The organism is Streptomyces sirii (assembly GCF_045690365.1).
Taxonomy (GTDB): Bacteria; Actinomycetota; Actinomycetes; order Streptomycetales; family Streptomycetaceae; genus Streptomyces; species Streptomyces sirii.
In genome coordinates this window covers 4,824,800-4,839,382 of the sequence record NZ_CP147982.1, presented here as the reverse complement: position 1 = coordinate 4,839,382, position 14,583 = coordinate 4,824,800, and the positions used below count along the sequence as shown (strand labels likewise).

The window sequence follows — 14,583 nt, the reverse complement described above, 5'->3', positions numbered from 1 at the left end:
TGGCGGGGGGTGGCGCGCGCATGGCGCTTGCGCTCCGTAGTGCAGTCCCCGCCACTTGGGAGGTGCGTCGCGGTGGTCGCCCTATGAGACGCCGGTGCCCGCCGGAGAGTTCCGGTGCGGCCCCAACTGGCCCCGCACCTTTCCGATTACGTACCCGCCACTGTGGTGATGACGCGCTGCTGATCGCCGTCAGTCGACCTCAAATTGACGCTCAGGGGGCCGTTTTCAGGCCAATCTACAGACCTCGCAGACACCACAAACCCCATCGGGACAATGCTGGACATCACATCGCTGGTGCGTGTACATGTGGAGGCATTGATAGCGGAGCAGCATGACATGGGGGTTTGCGATGCTATTGACGAATTTGCGCGGCCAAACGTACCGCACAGCATCACTCAACGAAATGCCACACTCCCTACCAAACTCCCGCCTGACCTGGGGTAATTCCCGCCGCGACGATGGCCGTCGGCCATGACCGCGCCACACGTACCGAAAGTGGCTGGAATCGAGCCAGCTCTTCCCGCTCCCACGCACACTACGGACCCGCGCGTGGCCCACACCTCCGCGGACGCCGCTGTCCGCGCTCCCTCCGGCACCTCATCCGACGGCGCGTCCGGCACCCTTCCGGACACCCCCCAAGGCGCCGCCGCGCTCCCGTCCGGCGCCTCCCCCGAAGCCTCCGCCATCGATCAACTCACTGCGATCCAGGACCGGCTGGCCGGCTGGATCTCCGATCTGAGCACCCTGCACGACCTGCTCGAACAGCTCGCGCGCACCCGCACGCTCAAGGACGCGCTCCATGAGCTGCTGCGGGCCGGCGCCTCACTGGTCGGCGCGCGCCGCGGCATGGTCGTGCTCGCACCGGCCGACGGACTCGGCCCGGAGACCACTGTCGGGCTCGGCCTGGGCCACGCCGAGATCGGCCACATCGAGACCATCCCGCGCCGCGCCCTGTCGTACGCCCGGATCCTGGACGGCCTCCCCGAGCCGGGCGCCGACGGCGAGGACGCCTCCGAGATCGCCGAGCCCGACATCCCCGGCGAGAAGGACCTCGACCCCCGTCTGCGCGAGGTCGCCGCCCGCCTCGGCTACGCCGCCAGCTACGCCGTCCCGCTCACCGCCGCCCCCATCGGCCGTACCGGCGCGGCGGTCTGGCTCTACGACGAACCGGCCGAGCCCACCGAGCGCCAGCGCCACCTCGTCGGCCTCTACCGCGCGCACGCCGCCGAGCACCTCGCCCGCCTCCTCGAACTCCACCGCACCCGGCAGGCCAACCGCACCCTCCGTGAGGAGCTGCTGCCGCGCCGGCTGCCGCGGATCCCCGGCGTACGCCTCGCGGCGCGGCACAGCACCGGGCCGCGCGGCGGCGGCGACTGGTACGACGCGCTGCCGCTGCCGGACGGCGCGCTGGGTCTGGCCATCGGCTCGGTGACCGGGTCCGGCCCGAGCGCGGTGGCCGCCATGGGGCGGCTGCGGGCGTCGCTGCGCGCGTACGCGGTCATGGAGGGCGAGGACCCGGTCGCGGTCCTGTCCGACCTCGAACTGCTGATGCGGCTGACCGAGCCGGCGCGCAGCGCCACCGCACTGTTCGCCTTCACCGAGCCGCCTCCCGGTGCGCCGGGCGGGCCGCCCGCACCGCCGATGCCCGACGGGATCACCGACCCCTTCGCCCGCAAGGTGGTGCTCGCCGGGGCCGGCCACTGCCCGCCGCTGATCCTCGGCGATCTGCGGACCGAGTACGTGGAGACCTCGCTCTCCGCGCCGCTGGGCATGCTGGGCTGCTGGGAAGCGCCGAGCGTGGAGATCGAACCGGCCGGCGGGGAGACCCTGCTGCTCTACAGCGACGGGCTGCTGCACCGCACCGGTGAGCCCATGGACCGCGCCTTCGCCCGGCTGCACGCCGCCGCCGCGGGCGTCCCCCGGGCGAGCCGCCATGATCCGGAGGCGGTGGCCGACCACATCGTGCGCGCGATGCTGCCGCGGGGCCTGGAGGACGAGTCGTCGGAGGAGGACGTGGTGCTGCTGGTCGCGTACTTCGAGGAGTAGCGCGACGCACTACAAGGAGTAGCGCGGCGGAACGCCTCCAAAACCGTGCGCCCCATGGCCTAAATGCCCGAGAAGTCACACCTTCTTCCCCCTGGACGGCATTCCATCCGCACATACGATGGAATGCGGTGCAGTCTTAAAAGGAGGCATAGTGACCGACGAGCTCACGCCGGAGACCCCGGACGAGGACGAGCAGCCGATCAAGCAGCGCAAGAACGGCCTTTACCCGAGCCTCTCGGATGAGCTCGCGGAGAACATGAAGGGCGGTTGGGCCGACACCGAGCTGCGCGATCTGCAGCCGATCGAGCAGGCCCCGAACGCCGCCCGCCGCCGCGCCGCACTGTCCGCGCGCTTCCCCGGCGAGCGCCTGGTGATCCCGGCGGGCAATCTGAAGACCCGCTCCAACGACACCGAGTACGACTTCCGCGCCTCGACGGAGTACGTCTACCTCACCGGCGACCAGACCGACGACAGCGTCCTGGTGCTGGAGCCCCGCAAGGGCGCCGACGGCCACGACGCGACGATCTACCGGCTGCCCCGCTCCGACCGCGAGAACGGCGAGTTCTGGCTCAACGGCATGGGCGAGCTGTGGGTCGGCCGGCGCCACAGCCTGGCCGAGTCCGAGGCGCTGCTCGGCGTCCCCTGCAAGGACGTGCGCGAGCTGGCCGAGACGCTCAAGGAGGCCACCGGCCCGGTCCGCGTGGTGCGCGGCCACGACGCCGGCATCGAGGCCGCGCTGACCGACAAGGTCACCGCGGAGCGCGACGAGGAGCTGCGGGTCCAGCTCTCCGAGGCCCGGGTGATCAAGGACGAGTTCGAGATCGGCGAGCTGCAGAAGGCCGTGGACTCCACGGTGCGCGGCTTCGAGGACGTCGTACGGGTCCTGGACAAGGCCGAGGCGACCAGCGAGCGCTACATCGAGGGCACGTTCTTCCTGCGCGCCCGCGTCGAGGGCAACGACGTCGGCTACGGCTCGATCTGCGCCGCGGGCCCGCACGCCACCACCCTGCACTGGGTCCGCAACAACGGCGAGGTCCGCTCCGGCGACCTGCTGCTGCTGGACGCCGGCGTGGAGACCACCAGCCTCTACACCGCCGACGTCACTCGCACCCTGCCGATCAACGGCCGCTACACCGACCTCCAGCGCAAGATCTACGACGCGGTGTACGAGGCCCAGGAGGCGGGCATCGCGGCGGTCAAGCCGGGCGCCGCCTACCGCGACTTCCACGACGCGGCGCAGCGGGTGCTCACCGAGAAGCTGGTCGAGTGGGGCCTGGTCGAGGGCCCGGTGGAGCGGGTGCTGGAGTTGGGGCTGCAGCGCCGCTGGACCCTGCACGGCACCGGCCACATGCTCGGCCTGGACGTCCACGACTGCGCCGCGGCCCGCACCGAGGCGTACGTCGACGGCACGCTGGAGCCCGGCATGGTGCTGACCGTCGAGCCCGGCCTGTACTTCCAGGCGGACGATCTGACGGTTCCCGTGGAGTTCCGCGGCATCGGCGTCCGGATCGAGGACGACATCCTCGTGACCGAGGACGGCAACCGGAACCTCTCGGCCGGGCTGCCGCGCCGGTCGGACGAGGTCGAGGCGTGGATGGCGGGCCTGCTCGCGAAGTAGTCCGCGGCACAACCCCGTTCCGTCTCCCGGTGGCCTCAGGCGTCGCCGGGAGACGGCCCGTATGACGGGGCGTCGGCCCGCCGCGCGTAGGCGCCCGCGCGGGCCGCCGCCCATACGGCGGTGGCGGCGGACTCGGCGAGGGCGGCGTCGACGGGGCGACGGGAGATCAGGATCCGGTAGTAGAAGGGCGCGCCGAGGGCCGACAGCACCTCCTCCGGGTCCGTCTCCGGGGGCAGCTCGCCGCGTTCGACCGCCCGCCGCACCATCTGGCCGGCCAGCACCAGCCGTTCGTCGAAGAAGGACCGCAGCACCATGGCCGCCTGCGGGTCGCGGGCGGCGGCGGAGACCACCGCCTCGATCAGCCGACTCATCCGCGCCTCCCCGTAGAAGGCGCTTATCGAGCGGGCCAGCACCCGCAGATCCTCCGGCAGTGTGCCGGTGTCCGGCAGCGGCACATCGGCGCTCAGGTCGGTCAGCAGCTCGCAGACCAGCCCCTCGACGCAGCGCCAGCGCCGGTAGAGCGTCGCGACATGAATACCCGACCGCTGCGCGACCTTTTCCATGGTGAGTTCGGCGAAGCCGCCGTCGTCCAACTCCTGTAAGACGGCGGCCAGTACGGCCTGCCGGGTGCGGGCCGTACGCCCGCCGGGCCGGGTCGCGCCCGGGGCATGGTGCGCTGTCGTCACGACGGCTCCGTATTGCAGTGCGGGTTCACGCCAAGTATTGTCCGACAAAGACTAACGCGATTGGCTTCGCGTTAGCCCTGGTATGCGCTGGTCTCGCAGGGACAGGGGACGCCGCGGGGGAGGTCCTCCCACCGCGAGACCGCGCTGCCCCGGGGTGATTTCCGGCCAGTCGTCAGACTGCCGACGTTCGCCCCGGTTTGACACCTCCACGGTAGCCCTCGGCGGCAACTCCTTGTAGTGCCCGGTCTCCACGATCCGGCCGCCGTTCAGGGCGAGGGACCGGGGCGGCGGGAGTGCCATCCCTTGGCGCAGCCGTTCAACGGGAGTCGACTCGGCGGCACATCGTCGAGCGTCGCGCGCGACACCCGCGCCCCGCGCGCCACGCCTGGCGCCACGGCGCCGGCATCGCCGTTCGTTCGGCATCGACCCATGCCCAGAAGGCGCCTCGGCAGCCTCGGGTGGTGTCACCCTCGGGGCCACCCCCTCGCCCGAACAGCCAGGACACCCCCATGACTTCCCGTAATCCCGCACGCCGGAGGGCCGCACACCTCCCTCACGACACCTCGATGGCGCCGCCATGGCACCACGTACGCCACCGTGGCGCCACGAGGACTTGCCATGGCGCCATCGTGATGCCATAGTGGCGTTATGGACCTCACGCCCTACGTCGACAATCTCCGGCACGAGCTCGCGGTCGCCGCGGACGCCGGCGGAGACGAAGCCCGCGCTCTGGCCGAGCGGCTCACCACACCCCTGGAGTCGGCCGCCCGGCTGACCCTGCTGAACGCCCTGTCCGCCGCCATGGGGGAGGTCACCCGTGAGCTGGCGCCGGGATCGGTCGACGTACGGCTGCGCGGGCTCGACCCCGAGTTCGTGGTGACACCGCCGCCGGGACACGGGGTGTTCGAGGAGGCCGCGGAGCCCGAGAGCGCCCCGGCGCCTCCGCCGGTCCCTGCCGTGGACACCGACGAGGGCGGCACCGCACGCATCAACTTCCGGCTCCCGGCCCACCTCAAGACCCGGGTCGAGGAAGCCGCCGGCCAGGAGGGCCTCTCGGTCAACGCCTGGCTGGTACGGGCCGTCGCCACCTCCCTGGAGCAGCCCGGCGAGCGCCCCCGCCCGACCGGTCGCCGCTCCCGGGGCCAGCAGGGCTTCACGGGCTGGGTCCGCTAGACCGCCACCGCACAGCACGCCAGCACCTCGCACGGGTCGAGTACTCATCCACCCGCCTGACCAGCGGGAACGCAGACCACAGCCAAGAGGACGGCACAGCCATGCCACATTTCGACACTCCCGAACCGATCTCCGCCACCGTCGAGTTCGACATCGGGTCGGTCCGGATCATCGCGAGCAAGCGCACCGACACGGTCGTCGAGGTGCTGCCGTCCAACGCCACCAACGAGCTGGACGTACGGACCGCGGAGCAGACCAAAGTCACCTGCTCGGGCGGCACGTTGCTGGTCAAGGGGCCCAAGAAGCGCTCCCCGTTCGGCAAGACCGGCTCGGTCGACGTGCTCGTCGAGCTGCCGGTCGACTCGGACGTCCTGGGCAACGCGCCCATGGGGGACTTCCACTGCGAAGGCCGCCTGGGAGAGTGCCGGCTCAAGACCTCGCTCGGCACCCTCCAGGTCGACGAGGCGGCGGCCGCCAACCTGAGGACCGACCACGGCAGGATCAACGTGGCACGTGTGACGGGAGACGCCGAGATCGTCGGCGCGGGCCGGATCGAGGTCGGTGAGATCGCGGGCGCGGCGATCGTCAAGAACAGCAACGGGGACACCGAGCTCGGCGAGATCACCGGTGATCTGAAGGTGAACTCCTCCAACGGAGCCATCTCCGTGGACATCGCGCACGCCTCGGTCAACGCCAAGGCCGCCAACGGCGGTATCCGGGTCGGCGATGTGACGCGTGGTCAGATCACGCTGCAGTCCGCCATCGGCGATCTCGAAGTCGGTATCCGGGAGTCGACCGCCGCCTGGCTCGACGTGCACACCCAGGTCGGCGCCATGCGCAACTCCCTCGGCGCGTCCGAGGGCCCCGGCGACTCCGCCAACAAGGTCGAGGTGCGCGGGCGCACCGGCGTCGGCGACATCGTCATCCGCCGCGCCTGACCACCTGAGCCGGGGGCACCTCCCCTGCCCGTTCGGGGCACGGGAGGGTCCCGGCCACGCGATCCACCGCTCCCCGCCAACCACCACACCACCTAGCACGGAGGGTGACCTGTCATGCCCATGAAGACCCCGTCCTATGCCGCTCCCCCGCCCGGCCCGGCTCGGGCCACCGCCGCACCGGCGATCACCGCCACCGGACTGTCCAAGTCCTTCGGCGACAAAGTGGTGCTCGACGGCATCGACCTGCACATCCCCGAAGGCACGATCTTCGCGCTGCTCGGCCCCAACGGCGCCGGCAAGACCACCACCGTCCAGATCCTCTCCACCCTCATCTCCGCCGACGCCGGCCAAGCGCGGATCGCCGGGCACGACCTGACCGGCGACGTCGATGCCGTACGCGCCGCGATCGGCGTCACCGGCCAGTTCGCGGCGGTGGACAACCTGCTGACCGCCCACGAGAACCTGATGCTGATGGCGGACCTGCAGCACCTGCCCCGCCGCGAGGGCCGCCGGCGCGCCGCGGAACTGCTGCACCGCTTCGAGCTGACCGAGGCGGCCAAGAAGCCGGTCACCACTTTCTCGGGCGGTATGCGGCGCAAGCTCGACCTCGCGATGACCCTGGTCGGCGATCCGCGCATCATCTTCCTCGACGAGCCCACCACCGGCCTGGACCCGCGCAGCCGCCGCACCATGTGGGAGATCATCCGCGGCCTGGTCGCCGACGACGGCGTCACGATCTTCCTCACCACGCAGTACCTGGAGGAGGCCGACCAACTCGCCGACCGTATCGCCGTACTCGACCACGGCAAGCTGGTCGCCGAGGGCACCGCCGACGAGCTGAAGCGCCTGATCCCCGGCGGCCACATCCGCCTGCGCTTCGGCGACGCCGACCGCCTCGAAACGGCCGCGGCCCTCTTCGCCTCCGCCGCCCGCGACAACGAAGAACTCACCCTGCACATCCCCAGCGACGGCGACATCCCCACCCTGCGCGCCGTCCTCGATGTCCTGGACAACGCGTCGGTCAAGGCCGAGTCCCTCACGGTGCACACGCCCGATCTCGACGATGTCTTCCTCACCCTCACCGGCCAGGCCCAGTCGGGCGCCGGGGCCGACTCCCAGAAGGAGAGCGTCCGATGAGCTCCCTGTCCTACGCCGTCAGCGACTCCATGACGATGCTGCGGCGCAACCTCAAGCACGCGCTGCGGTACCCGTCCATGACGGTCTCGGTCGTCGCGATGCCCCTGGTGATGCTGCTGCTGTTCAACTACGTCTTCGGCGGCGCCCTGGGCAGCGGGATCGGCGGTATGCCCACCGGCGGCGGTGAGTACATCGACTACGTCGCGCCCGGCATCATCCTGATGGCCGCGACCTCCGGCGCCCTGTCCACCGCCATCAGCGTCTGCTCCGACATGACCGAGGGCATCGTCAACCGCTTCCGGACGATGTCGATCTCCCGCGCCTCGTTCCTGACCGGTCATGTCGTCGGCAGTGTCATCCAGACGCTGTTCAGCGTCGCGCTGGTGGTCGGCGTCGCGCTGCTGATGGGTTTCCGTCCCAACGCCACCGCCGTGGAGTGGCTCGCCTTCCTCGGCGTCATGGTCCTGCTCATCCTGGCGCTGACCTGGCTGTCCGCCGCCATGGGCCTGATCGCCAAGAACGTCGAGACCGCCAGCAACATGCCCATGCCGCTGACGTTCCTGCCCTTCCTCGGCAGCGCCATCGTCCCGCCGGAGTCGATGCCCACCGGGCTGCGCTGGTTCGCCGAGTACCAGCCCTTCACCCCCGTCATCGAGACGCTGCGCGGCCTGCTCATGGGCACCGAGATCGGCAACAGCGGGATCGCCGCACTCGCCTGGTGCGTCGGCCTCGCCCTCGTCGGCTACCTGTGGGCGCGCTCGGCCTTCAACCGGGACGCCAAGCGGTGACCGCCGCACCACACAAGCGACTTCGCACCCTCGCGCACGGCCCCGACCACCACGCCTTAGCCCACCGCGGCTGACCCAGTACCGGAGGACACCATGCACAACGAACCGTCGACGAACGCGCCCGAGACGACCGCAGGGGACCTGGCACCGCTCTCCGAGCTGCCGATCAACCGCCCCTCGGGCTGCCCCTTCGCCCCGCCCGCCGAGCTGGCGCAGCTCCGCGAGGAGCAGCCGCTCCGCCGGATGACCTACCCCGACGGCCACGTGGGCTGGCTGGCCACCGGCTACTCCACGGTCCGCGCGATCTTCGCCGACCCCCGTTTCAGCTCACGGTACGAGCTCCTCCACTACCCGCTGCCCGGCGGCCCCGAAGGCGGCCTGCCCCCGGCGCCGGTCGGCGACATGACCGGCATGGACGCCCCCGAGCACACCCGCTTCCGCAAGCTGCTCGCCGGCAAGTTCACGGTCCGGCGGATGCGCGCCCTGACCGACCGTGTGGAGGAGATCACCGCGGAGCACCTGGACGCCATGGCACGCGACGGCGGCCCGGTGGACCTGGTGAAGGCCTTCGCCCAACCCATACCGGCCCTGATGATCTGTGAACTGCTCGGCGTCCCCTCGTCCGACCGGGAGACCTTCCAGCGACAGACGCACACGATGACCGACCGCAGGTCCACCGACGAGGAGCGGATGGCCGCCATGACCGGGATGGGGGAGTATCTGCACGCCCTGGTCCTGGCCAAGCGCGCCGAGCCCACCGACGACCTGCTCAGCGATCTGACCACCAGCGACCTCACCGACGAGGAACTCACCGGCGTGGGCGCCTTCCTGCTCGGCGCGGGCCTCGACACCACCGCCAACATGATCGCGCACGGCACCTTCGCCCTGCTGAGCAACCCGGACCAGTTCGCCGCCCTGCGCGACGATCCGGACCTCGCCGACAAGGCCGTCGAGGAGCTGATGCGCTACCTGACCATCGCCCACACCACCATCAAGTCCGCGCTGGAGGACGTCGAGCTGGACGGGCAGCTGATCAAGGCCGGCGAGACGGTCACGATGTCCATGGAGGCCGCCAACCGCGACCCGCAGCGCTTCCCCGACCCCGACAGCCTCGACCTGCACCGCAAGGCCACCGGACATCTGGGCTTCGGCCACGGCATCCACCAGTGCCTCGGCCAGCAACTGGCCCGCGTCGAGATGCGCGTCGCCCTTCCGGCGCTCGTCACCCGCTTCCCCTCGCTGCGCCTGGCCATCCCGGCCGACGAGGTCCCGCTGCGCACCTTCTCGAACATCTACGGGGTGCACCAGCTCCCGGTCACCTGGGACAAGGAGTAGCCCGATGGCCCTCACCATCAGCATCGACCGCGACCGCTGTGTAGGCGCCGGGATGTGCGCACTGACCGCCCCCGAGGTCTTCGACCAGGACGACGAGGACGGCCGGGTCCTGCTCCTCACCCCCGAGCCGTCCACCGCCCACACCACCGCAGTCCGCCAGGCCGCCGGCTTCTGCCCCGCCGCAGCCATCGCCGCGAGCGAGCGGTAGCCCGACAGTTCCTCCCGCGGTCGGCCCAAGGCCCAGGTCTCCGGACCTGGGCCTTGTCCGTCCGGGGAGGTCCACCGTTCCGGCGCGCCCGCGCTACTTCTGGCTGGCCAAGCTGATGATGATGAGCAGGACGATGAAGCCGAGTGCGATGGCACCGCAGCCGCCGCAGCCGCCTCCGCCGCCGTTGCCGCCTCCGTTGATCTGCTGGGCGCCGCCCGGTACGACATCCGGATGGTGGCGGGCGTAGTGCTCGATGATCCGGCGTTCCGCCTCGGATTCCTTGAGCCAGGGTGTGATGTAGCGGCACTCGCCGCAGGCATTCCTGAACGTAGCCACAACTCCCCCTAGGTATAGGCCACTTGACTCACCAGGGCAGCACGGGACGAGGCGAATGGCAAGCCCCTCGGCAGGCCCGCTCCCGGGGGCCCCGGGCGGCCGAGGCAGTGCCGAGCCAGTGCCGGATCAGGGGTTGATCGGAGGTTGATCAGTTCCGGCGCCGACGTCGTTGGCCGTACGGGCCGGTGCTGTCGTGGGCGCGCCACTCCTCCTCGCGGAGGTCCCGATCGCCGCTCTCCTGCTTCCCTCCGGGCACGGCGACCGTCTCGCCTTGGCGGACCCTCTCCAGCAGTGAGTCGAGCGGGTCGCGCTGCTCATCGCCCTCGCGCTCGCGCTCCGGTAGCGGTCCGGGGGCAGGTGGCTTGAGAGCGATCCGCTTCACCTTGGGGCGATCCGGTGCGGACTCGCCCGGTGCCCCTGAGGTGTTCGTGGCCTCATCAGCCGCTCCGCTTTTCGGATGCGGTAATGACGTGTCACTCATGCTCCGGCCCCCGCCTCGTCGAGTCGTCGGGCCGTTCGAGTGGACTCAACGACCCGAAAGTTCTCCCCAGGGATCTACCCAGAGCATCCGTGAGGAAACGGTCACGACCGTCACAGAGCAGCCGGTTTCCATAGGTCGACGCCCAGTTCCCCGCGCCGCCCGACCGCTCACGACGCCATCGGCAGCGCCGCCCCGTCCCGCCACTTGAGGATCTTGTCGAAGCTGACGATCGCGCCGGGGCGGCCCATGCGGTTGCGGTAGCGGACGTGGTCGGTGAGGGCCTCGATCAGAAAGAGCCCCCGGCCTTCCTCGGCAAACACGGGAGCCTGCGCGGGGGTGGGCACGGGGGCCGGCGTGGAGGCGCGGTCCTCGGCGGTATGGGGAGGGGCGGGAGGTACGGAGGTGCCGTGGAAGCCGGGACCCGAGTCGGTGACTTCGATGCGGCAGGTGTCGCCGTCGATGAAGGCCGTGACCCTGTAGTCCTCTGTCGCGGTGTCCCCGCCGTGTTCGACGGCGTTGGCGCAGGCTTCGGAGAGGGCCACCGACAGGTCGTAACAGATGTCCGGGTCGACGCCCGCAGTCTCCATCGTGCCCAGCAACAGGCGACGGGCGAGCGGCACGCTTGCCGCCTCACGCCGCAAGTGGAGTGACCACCAGATGCTCATCGCTCCAGCCTCCTGGCCGCGGCTCGACATATCGTTACCTATTGCCGTGCCACAAGGTCCGTAAGCATGTCCGGGACGTGATACCGCTCATTCGGCGGATGCGAAGACTGAGCGCATCGGTGTAGGTGAAGCGCCGCGTACGCGCCGTCGCGCGCCCCGCCTGCCACCCTTGACGCCCTGGAAGGCGCCCCTTCGCCACCGCCCTGCCGTAGGCGGCGGGTAAGGGCAGTGGGATGATGGCGCGGCCATGTCTGCCCCACCCGCCCCCGCCACGCGCGCAGCCGCCGACCTGCGGCTGCTGAGGGCTGCGGTCTTCACCGCGGTCTGCGTCGCGCTGTCCGCGGCCGGGCACATGATCGCGTCGTGCGCGACCGTCCCGCTGTGGACGCTGGGTGTCGCGGCCGCCGTGGTGTTCGCGGTGGCGGCCCCGTTGGCCGGGCGGGAACGCTCGCTGCCGGGGATCGCGGCGGGGCTCGCGGTGGGCCAGCTCGTACTGCACTCGCTGTTCACGTGGGGGCAGGCACCCGCACTTCCGGCGTCCCGCATGGCGGCGATGACCGATATGGCGGGCATGGCGGGGCTGACGACGAGCGGCCGGGCCGGTAGCGGCTTCGGTGGTGCGCTGTCCGATTCGGCGGCGATCGCGCTCGTTCGACACATGACCTGCGGGCTCGGTGCGGGACGGGTGGACGGCGACCAGGCGCGGCGGATCCTCGGCTCGTCCGGCTTCGACACCGCCTCCGTCGCCGCACCGGCCGGACACGGAGCGGCCGGTGGCGCGGCCGCCGGCGACCTGACCATGGCGCACTGCGTGGTGCCGTCGGTGCCCATGCTGTTGGGGCATCTGCTCGCCGCGCTCGCCCTCGGCTGGCTGCTGCGGCGGGGCGAGGCGGCACTGTGGCGACTGGTCCGGCTGTCGGCTCCGGCGGCGTATGAGATCACCGTAGTGGCGCTGATGGGTGCGCTGCGCGGGGCGCTCGCGCTGGTCCGCGCCCTGCTCACGGGCCTCGGTACGGCGCACGATGATGCGCTGCGCGCCCCCGTTTCGTACGGGGATGACAAACCCGGCCCGAAGGACCCCGCACTCCACCACAGTGTCGTCAGGCGAGGACCCCCCTCCCCGGCCGCCCTGGCCCTCGCGGCCTGACGTCGCGCACAGCACGCTCCCACAGGACGGGTCACGGGCTGGTGCGCCGTCGCCGTGCGCGCGCCGCCCCACCACCGTCACCCGTGTTTTTCCTCTTCCTGTGGAGTGTTCTGATGTCGAAGACGTCTCGTATGTCCAAGTTTTCCCGCCTTTCGCTCGTGGGCGGCGTCGCGGCCGGCAGCGTGCTGCTGCTCGCCGGCCCGGCCTTCGCGCACGTCAGCGTGCAGCCCGGCGAGGCTCCCAAGGGCGGCTATGCGGTCGTCAACTTCAAGGTGCCCAATGAGCGGGACGACGCCTCGACGGTGAAGCTGGAAGTGACGCTGCCGACCGACCACCCGTTGGCGTCCGCCATGCCGCAGCCGGTGCCCGGCTGGAAGGTCTCGGTCACCAAGTCCAAGCTCGCCAAGCCGATCGAGATGCACGGCGAGAAGATCAACGAGGCACCCTCGAAGATCACTTGGACCGCCGAGGGCAAGGGCGTCGAGCCCGGCCAGTTCCAGCAGTTCCCGGTCTCCGTCGGGCAGCTGCCCGAGGACGCCGACGAACTCGTCTTCAAGGCCCTCCAGACGTACGACGACAAGGACGTCGTGCGCTGGATCGAGCCGACGAAGGAGGGCGCCGAGGAGCCGGAGAACCCGGCGCCGGTGCTCAAGCTCACCGCGGCCGAGGACGACGGCCACGGCACCTCCGGAGCGAAGCACGCCGGCGCCAAGAGCGACGCCAAGATGACCACGGCCGCCGCGGAGACGTCCGCCAGCGACACCACGGCGCGTGTCCTGGGCGTCATCGGCATCGTCGTCGGCATCGCCGGAGTCGGCTTCGGTGTGTTCGCCGGCCGGCGGCGCAGCGCCTGACCACCGCGGGGCCGGCGCCCGACCCGCGCCGGCCCGGCACCCCCTCGGAAGAACGTATGGGATTTATCTGCAATGCATAGAAGGACCCTGCTCGCGTCCGCCCTCGCGGCGACCGCGGCCCTCAGCCTGACCGCCTGCGGCGGCGACGAGAACAAGCCCGCCGCGACCGTCTCCGGCGGGACGACCGCCAAGCCGATCGTCACCCTCGACAACCCGCTGGAGAAGCCCGATCTGGTCCTGACCGGCACCGACGGCAAGAAGTACGACCTGCTGGCGCGGACCAAGGGCCACCCGACGCTGATCTACTTCGGCTACACCAACTGCCCGGACGTCTGCCCGCTGACGATGTCCAACATCGCCGTCGCCGTGAAGCAGCTGCCCAAGGCCGAGCAGAAGGACCTGCGGGTCGTGTTCGTCACCTCCGACCCGGAGCGCGACACCCCGGCGGCGCTCAAGAAGTGGCTCGCCGGCATCAACAAGGACTTCGTCGGGCTGTCCGGCGCGTTCGACACCATCCAGGCGGGCGCGCGCAGCGTGAACATCGGGATCGAGAAGCCGGTCAAGAAGAAGAACGGCGATGTGGTCTCCACCCATGGCGCGCAGGTCCTGTTGAGCTCCCCCAAGGACGACAAGATCCACTGGATGGGCATGCAGGAAGCCACCTCCGACAACTACACCGCCGCACTTCCGAAGATCATCAAGGGACAGAACCCGTGAACCGCCGCACCGCCCTCACCGCCGCCCTCGCCCTGACCGCCTCTCTCGCCCTCGCGGGCTGCGGCACCGGGGAATCCGACCCGCAGATGACGGTCGAGGGCGCCTACATGCCGCAGCCGGTCACCCAGGACATGGCCGGCGGGTTCCTCACGATCAAGAACAGCGGCGCGGCCGACAAGCTCACCGCGGTCACCACCAACGAGGCCAAGAGCGTCACGATCCACAAGACGGCCGGCAACAAGATGGAGCAGGTCGAGTCCCTGCCCATACCGGCGGGCGGCGAACTCAGGCTCGAACGCGGCGGCAACCACCTGATGCTCATGGGCATGAAGCACAAGCCGGCCAAGAGCGACGTCATCCGCGTCCAGCTGCAGTTCGCCCACGCCGAGCCCGTCGACGTGGACCTCCCGGTCAAGGCCGCCGACTACCAGCCGAAGAAGTAACGGGCGGCACA

General features: G+C 70.7%; 16 protein-coding genes. 12 read left to right on the top strand and 4 right to left on the bottom strand.

The window, feature by feature from the left end:
• Nucleotides 1-471: 471 nt before the first annotated feature.
• Both WAB15_RS21720 and WAB15_RS21715 read left to right on the top strand, forming a co-directional pair.
• Complete coding sequence (locus WAB15_RS21720; RefSeq protein ID WP_407287246.1) at nucleotides 472-2,046, top strand: PP2C family protein-serine/threonine phosphatase; 1,575 nt, start codon at nucleotides 472-474, stop codon at nucleotides 2,044-2,046.
• Nucleotides 2,047-2,197: 151 nt separating this feature from the next.
• Nucleotides 2,198-3,664: an aminopeptidase P family protein gene (locus tag WAB15_RS21715; protein ID WP_407287245.1), complete on the top strand. Its 1,467-nt coding sequence runs from the start codon at nucleotides 2,198-2,200 to the stop codon at nucleotides 3,662-3,664.
• A gap of 35 nt (nucleotides 3,665-3,699) precedes the next feature.
• Here the strand turns inward: WAB15_RS21715 and WAB15_RS21710 are convergent, their stop codons facing one another.
• Nucleotides 3,700-4,350, bottom strand: a complete 651-nt coding sequence (locus WAB15_RS21710; RefSeq protein ID WP_407287244.1) for a TetR/AcrR family transcriptional regulator C-terminal ligand-binding domain-containing protein — start codon at nucleotides 4,348-4,350, stop codon at nucleotides 3,700-3,702.
• 648 nt (nucleotides 4,351-4,998) lie between these two features.
• Between WAB15_RS21710 and WAB15_RS21705 the strand changes: the two genes are divergently transcribed.
• The 6 genes from WAB15_RS21705 (at nucleotide 4,999) to WAB15_RS21680 (ending at nucleotide 9,929) form a co-directional block, all read left to right on the top strand.
• Entirely contained in the window at nucleotides 4,999-5,523 is a 525-nt protein-coding gene (locus WAB15_RS21705) for an Arc family DNA-binding protein (protein ID WP_399145759.1), read from the top strand.
• A 101-nt stretch (nucleotides 5,524-5,624) separates the two neighbouring features.
• Nucleotides 5,625-6,461: a DUF4097 family beta strand repeat-containing protein gene (locus WAB15_RS21700; protein WP_407287243.1), complete on the top strand. Its 837-nt coding sequence runs from the start codon at nucleotides 5,625-5,627 to the stop codon at nucleotides 6,459-6,461.
• Nucleotides 6,462-6,581: 120 nt separating this feature from the next.
• A complete protein-coding gene (locus WAB15_RS21695) occupies nucleotides 6,582-7,598 on the top strand; it encodes an ATP-binding cassette domain-containing protein (RefSeq protein WP_399146085.1) in 1,017 nt (338 codons plus the stop codon).
• Nucleotides 7,595-8,386, top strand: coding sequence for an ABC transporter permease (locus WAB15_RS21690; protein ID WP_399145762.1), 792 nt, complete (start codon nucleotides 7,595-7,597; stop codon nucleotides 8,384-8,386). Before WAB15_RS21695 ends, WAB15_RS21690 begins: the two co-directional genes overlap by 4 nt.
• Nucleotides 8,387-8,479: 93 nt before the next feature.
• On the top strand, nucleotides 8,480-9,721 hold the full coding sequence (locus WAB15_RS21685) for a cytochrome P450 (protein WP_407287242.1): 1,242 nt from the start codon (nucleotides 8,480-8,482) through the stop codon (nucleotides 9,719-9,721).
• 4 nt (nucleotides 9,722-9,725) lie between these two features.
• Nucleotides 9,726-9,929 carry a ferredoxin gene (locus tag WAB15_RS21680; RefSeq protein WP_407287241.1) on the top strand — a complete coding sequence of 68 codons (204 nt, stop codon included), beginning with the start codon at nucleotides 9,726-9,728 and terminating at the stop codon, nucleotides 9,927-9,929.
• 93 nt (nucleotides 9,930-10,022) lie between these two features.
• On the opposite strand, the gene WAB15_RS21675 is transcribed toward WAB15_RS21680, so the two are convergent.
• From WAB15_RS21675 to WAB15_RS21665, 3 genes are all read right to left on the bottom strand, one after another.
• Nucleotides 10,023-10,265: a hypothetical protein gene (locus WAB15_RS21675; RefSeq protein WP_399145765.1), complete on the bottom strand. Its 243-nt coding sequence runs from the start codon at nucleotides 10,263-10,265 to the stop codon at nucleotides 10,023-10,025.
• Between the two features lie 148 nt (nucleotides 10,266-10,413).
• A complete protein-coding gene (locus tag WAB15_RS21670; RefSeq protein WP_407287240.1) occupies nucleotides 10,414-10,647 on the bottom strand; it encodes a hypothetical protein in 234 nt (77 codons plus the stop codon).
• Between the two features lie 266 nt (nucleotides 10,648-10,913).
• Entirely contained in the window at nucleotides 10,914-11,411 is a 498-nt protein-coding gene (locus WAB15_RS21665; RefSeq protein WP_407287239.1) for an ATP-binding protein, read from the bottom strand.
• Between the two features lie 247 nt (nucleotides 11,412-11,658).
• Here WAB15_RS21665 and WAB15_RS21660 point away from each other — a divergent pair, with 247 nt between their 5' ends.
• The 4 genes from WAB15_RS21660 (at nucleotide 11,659) to WAB15_RS21645 (ending at nucleotide 14,572) form a co-directional block, all read left to right on the top strand.
• Nucleotides 11,659-12,558, top strand: coding sequence for a hypothetical protein (locus tag WAB15_RS21660; RefSeq protein ID WP_399145769.1), 900 nt, complete (start codon nucleotides 11,659-11,661; stop codon nucleotides 12,556-12,558).
• Nucleotides 12,559-12,689: 131 nt separating this feature from the next.
• Nucleotides 12,690-13,412 carry a YcnI family protein gene (locus tag WAB15_RS21655; protein WP_399145770.1) on the top strand — a complete coding sequence of 241 codons (723 nt, stop codon included), beginning with the start codon at nucleotides 12,690-12,692 and terminating at the stop codon, nucleotides 13,410-13,412.
• Between the two features lie 72 nt (nucleotides 13,413-13,484).
• A complete protein-coding gene (locus WAB15_RS21650) occupies nucleotides 13,485-14,129 on the top strand; it encodes an SCO family protein (RefSeq protein ID WP_407287238.1) in 645 nt (214 codons plus the stop codon).
• Nucleotides 14,126-14,572: a copper chaperone PCu(A)C gene (locus tag WAB15_RS21645; RefSeq protein ID WP_407287237.1), complete on the top strand. Its 447-nt coding sequence runs from the start codon at nucleotides 14,126-14,128 to the stop codon at nucleotides 14,570-14,572. The genes WAB15_RS21650 and WAB15_RS21645 overlap by 4 nt, the downstream gene beginning before the upstream one ends.
• Nucleotides 14,573-14,583 lie beyond the last annotated feature (11 nt).

Excerpts from the sequence above, each read along its gene's own strand:
- WAB15_RS21720 (WP_407287246.1), top strand. The coding sequence starts at position 472 with ATGACCGCGCCACACGTACCGAAAGTGGCTGGAATCGAGCCAGCTCTT.
- WAB15_RS21705 (WP_399145759.1), top strand. The coding sequence starts at position 4,999 with ATGGACCTCACGCCCTACGTCGACAATCTCCGGCACGAGCTCGCGGTC.
- WAB15_RS21700 (WP_407287243.1), top strand. The coding sequence starts at position 5,625 with ATGCCACATTTCGACACTCCCGAACCGATCTCCGCCACCGTCGAGTTC.
- WAB15_RS21695 (WP_399146085.1), top strand. The coding sequence starts at position 6,582 with ATGAAGACCCCGTCCTATGCCGCTCCCCCGCCCGGCCCGGCTCGGGCC.
- WAB15_RS21690 (WP_399145762.1), top strand. The coding sequence starts at position 7,595 with ATGAGCTCCCTGTCCTACGCCGTCAGCGACTCCATGACGATGCTGCGG.
- WAB15_RS21685 (WP_407287242.1), top strand. The coding sequence starts at position 8,480 with ATGCACAACGAACCGTCGACGAACGCGCCCGAGACGACCGCAGGGGAC.
- WAB15_RS21680 (WP_407287241.1), top strand. The coding sequence starts at position 9,726 with ATGGCCCTCACCATCAGCATCGACCGCGACCGCTGTGTAGGCGCCGGG.
- WAB15_RS21665 (WP_407287239.1), bottom strand. The coding sequence starts at position 11,411 with ATGAGCATCTGGTGGTCACTCCACTTGCGGCGTGAGGCGGCAAGCGTG.
- WAB15_RS21660 (WP_399145769.1), top strand. The coding sequence starts at position 11,659 with ATGTCTGCCCCACCCGCCCCCGCCACGCGCGCAGCCGCCGACCTGCGG.
- WAB15_RS21655 (WP_399145770.1), top strand. The coding sequence starts at position 12,690 with ATGTCCAAGTTTTCCCGCCTTTCGCTCGTGGGCGGCGTCGCGGCCGGC.
- WAB15_RS21650 (WP_407287238.1), top strand. The coding sequence starts at position 13,485 with ATGCATAGAAGGACCCTGCTCGCGTCCGCCCTCGCGGCGACCGCGGCC.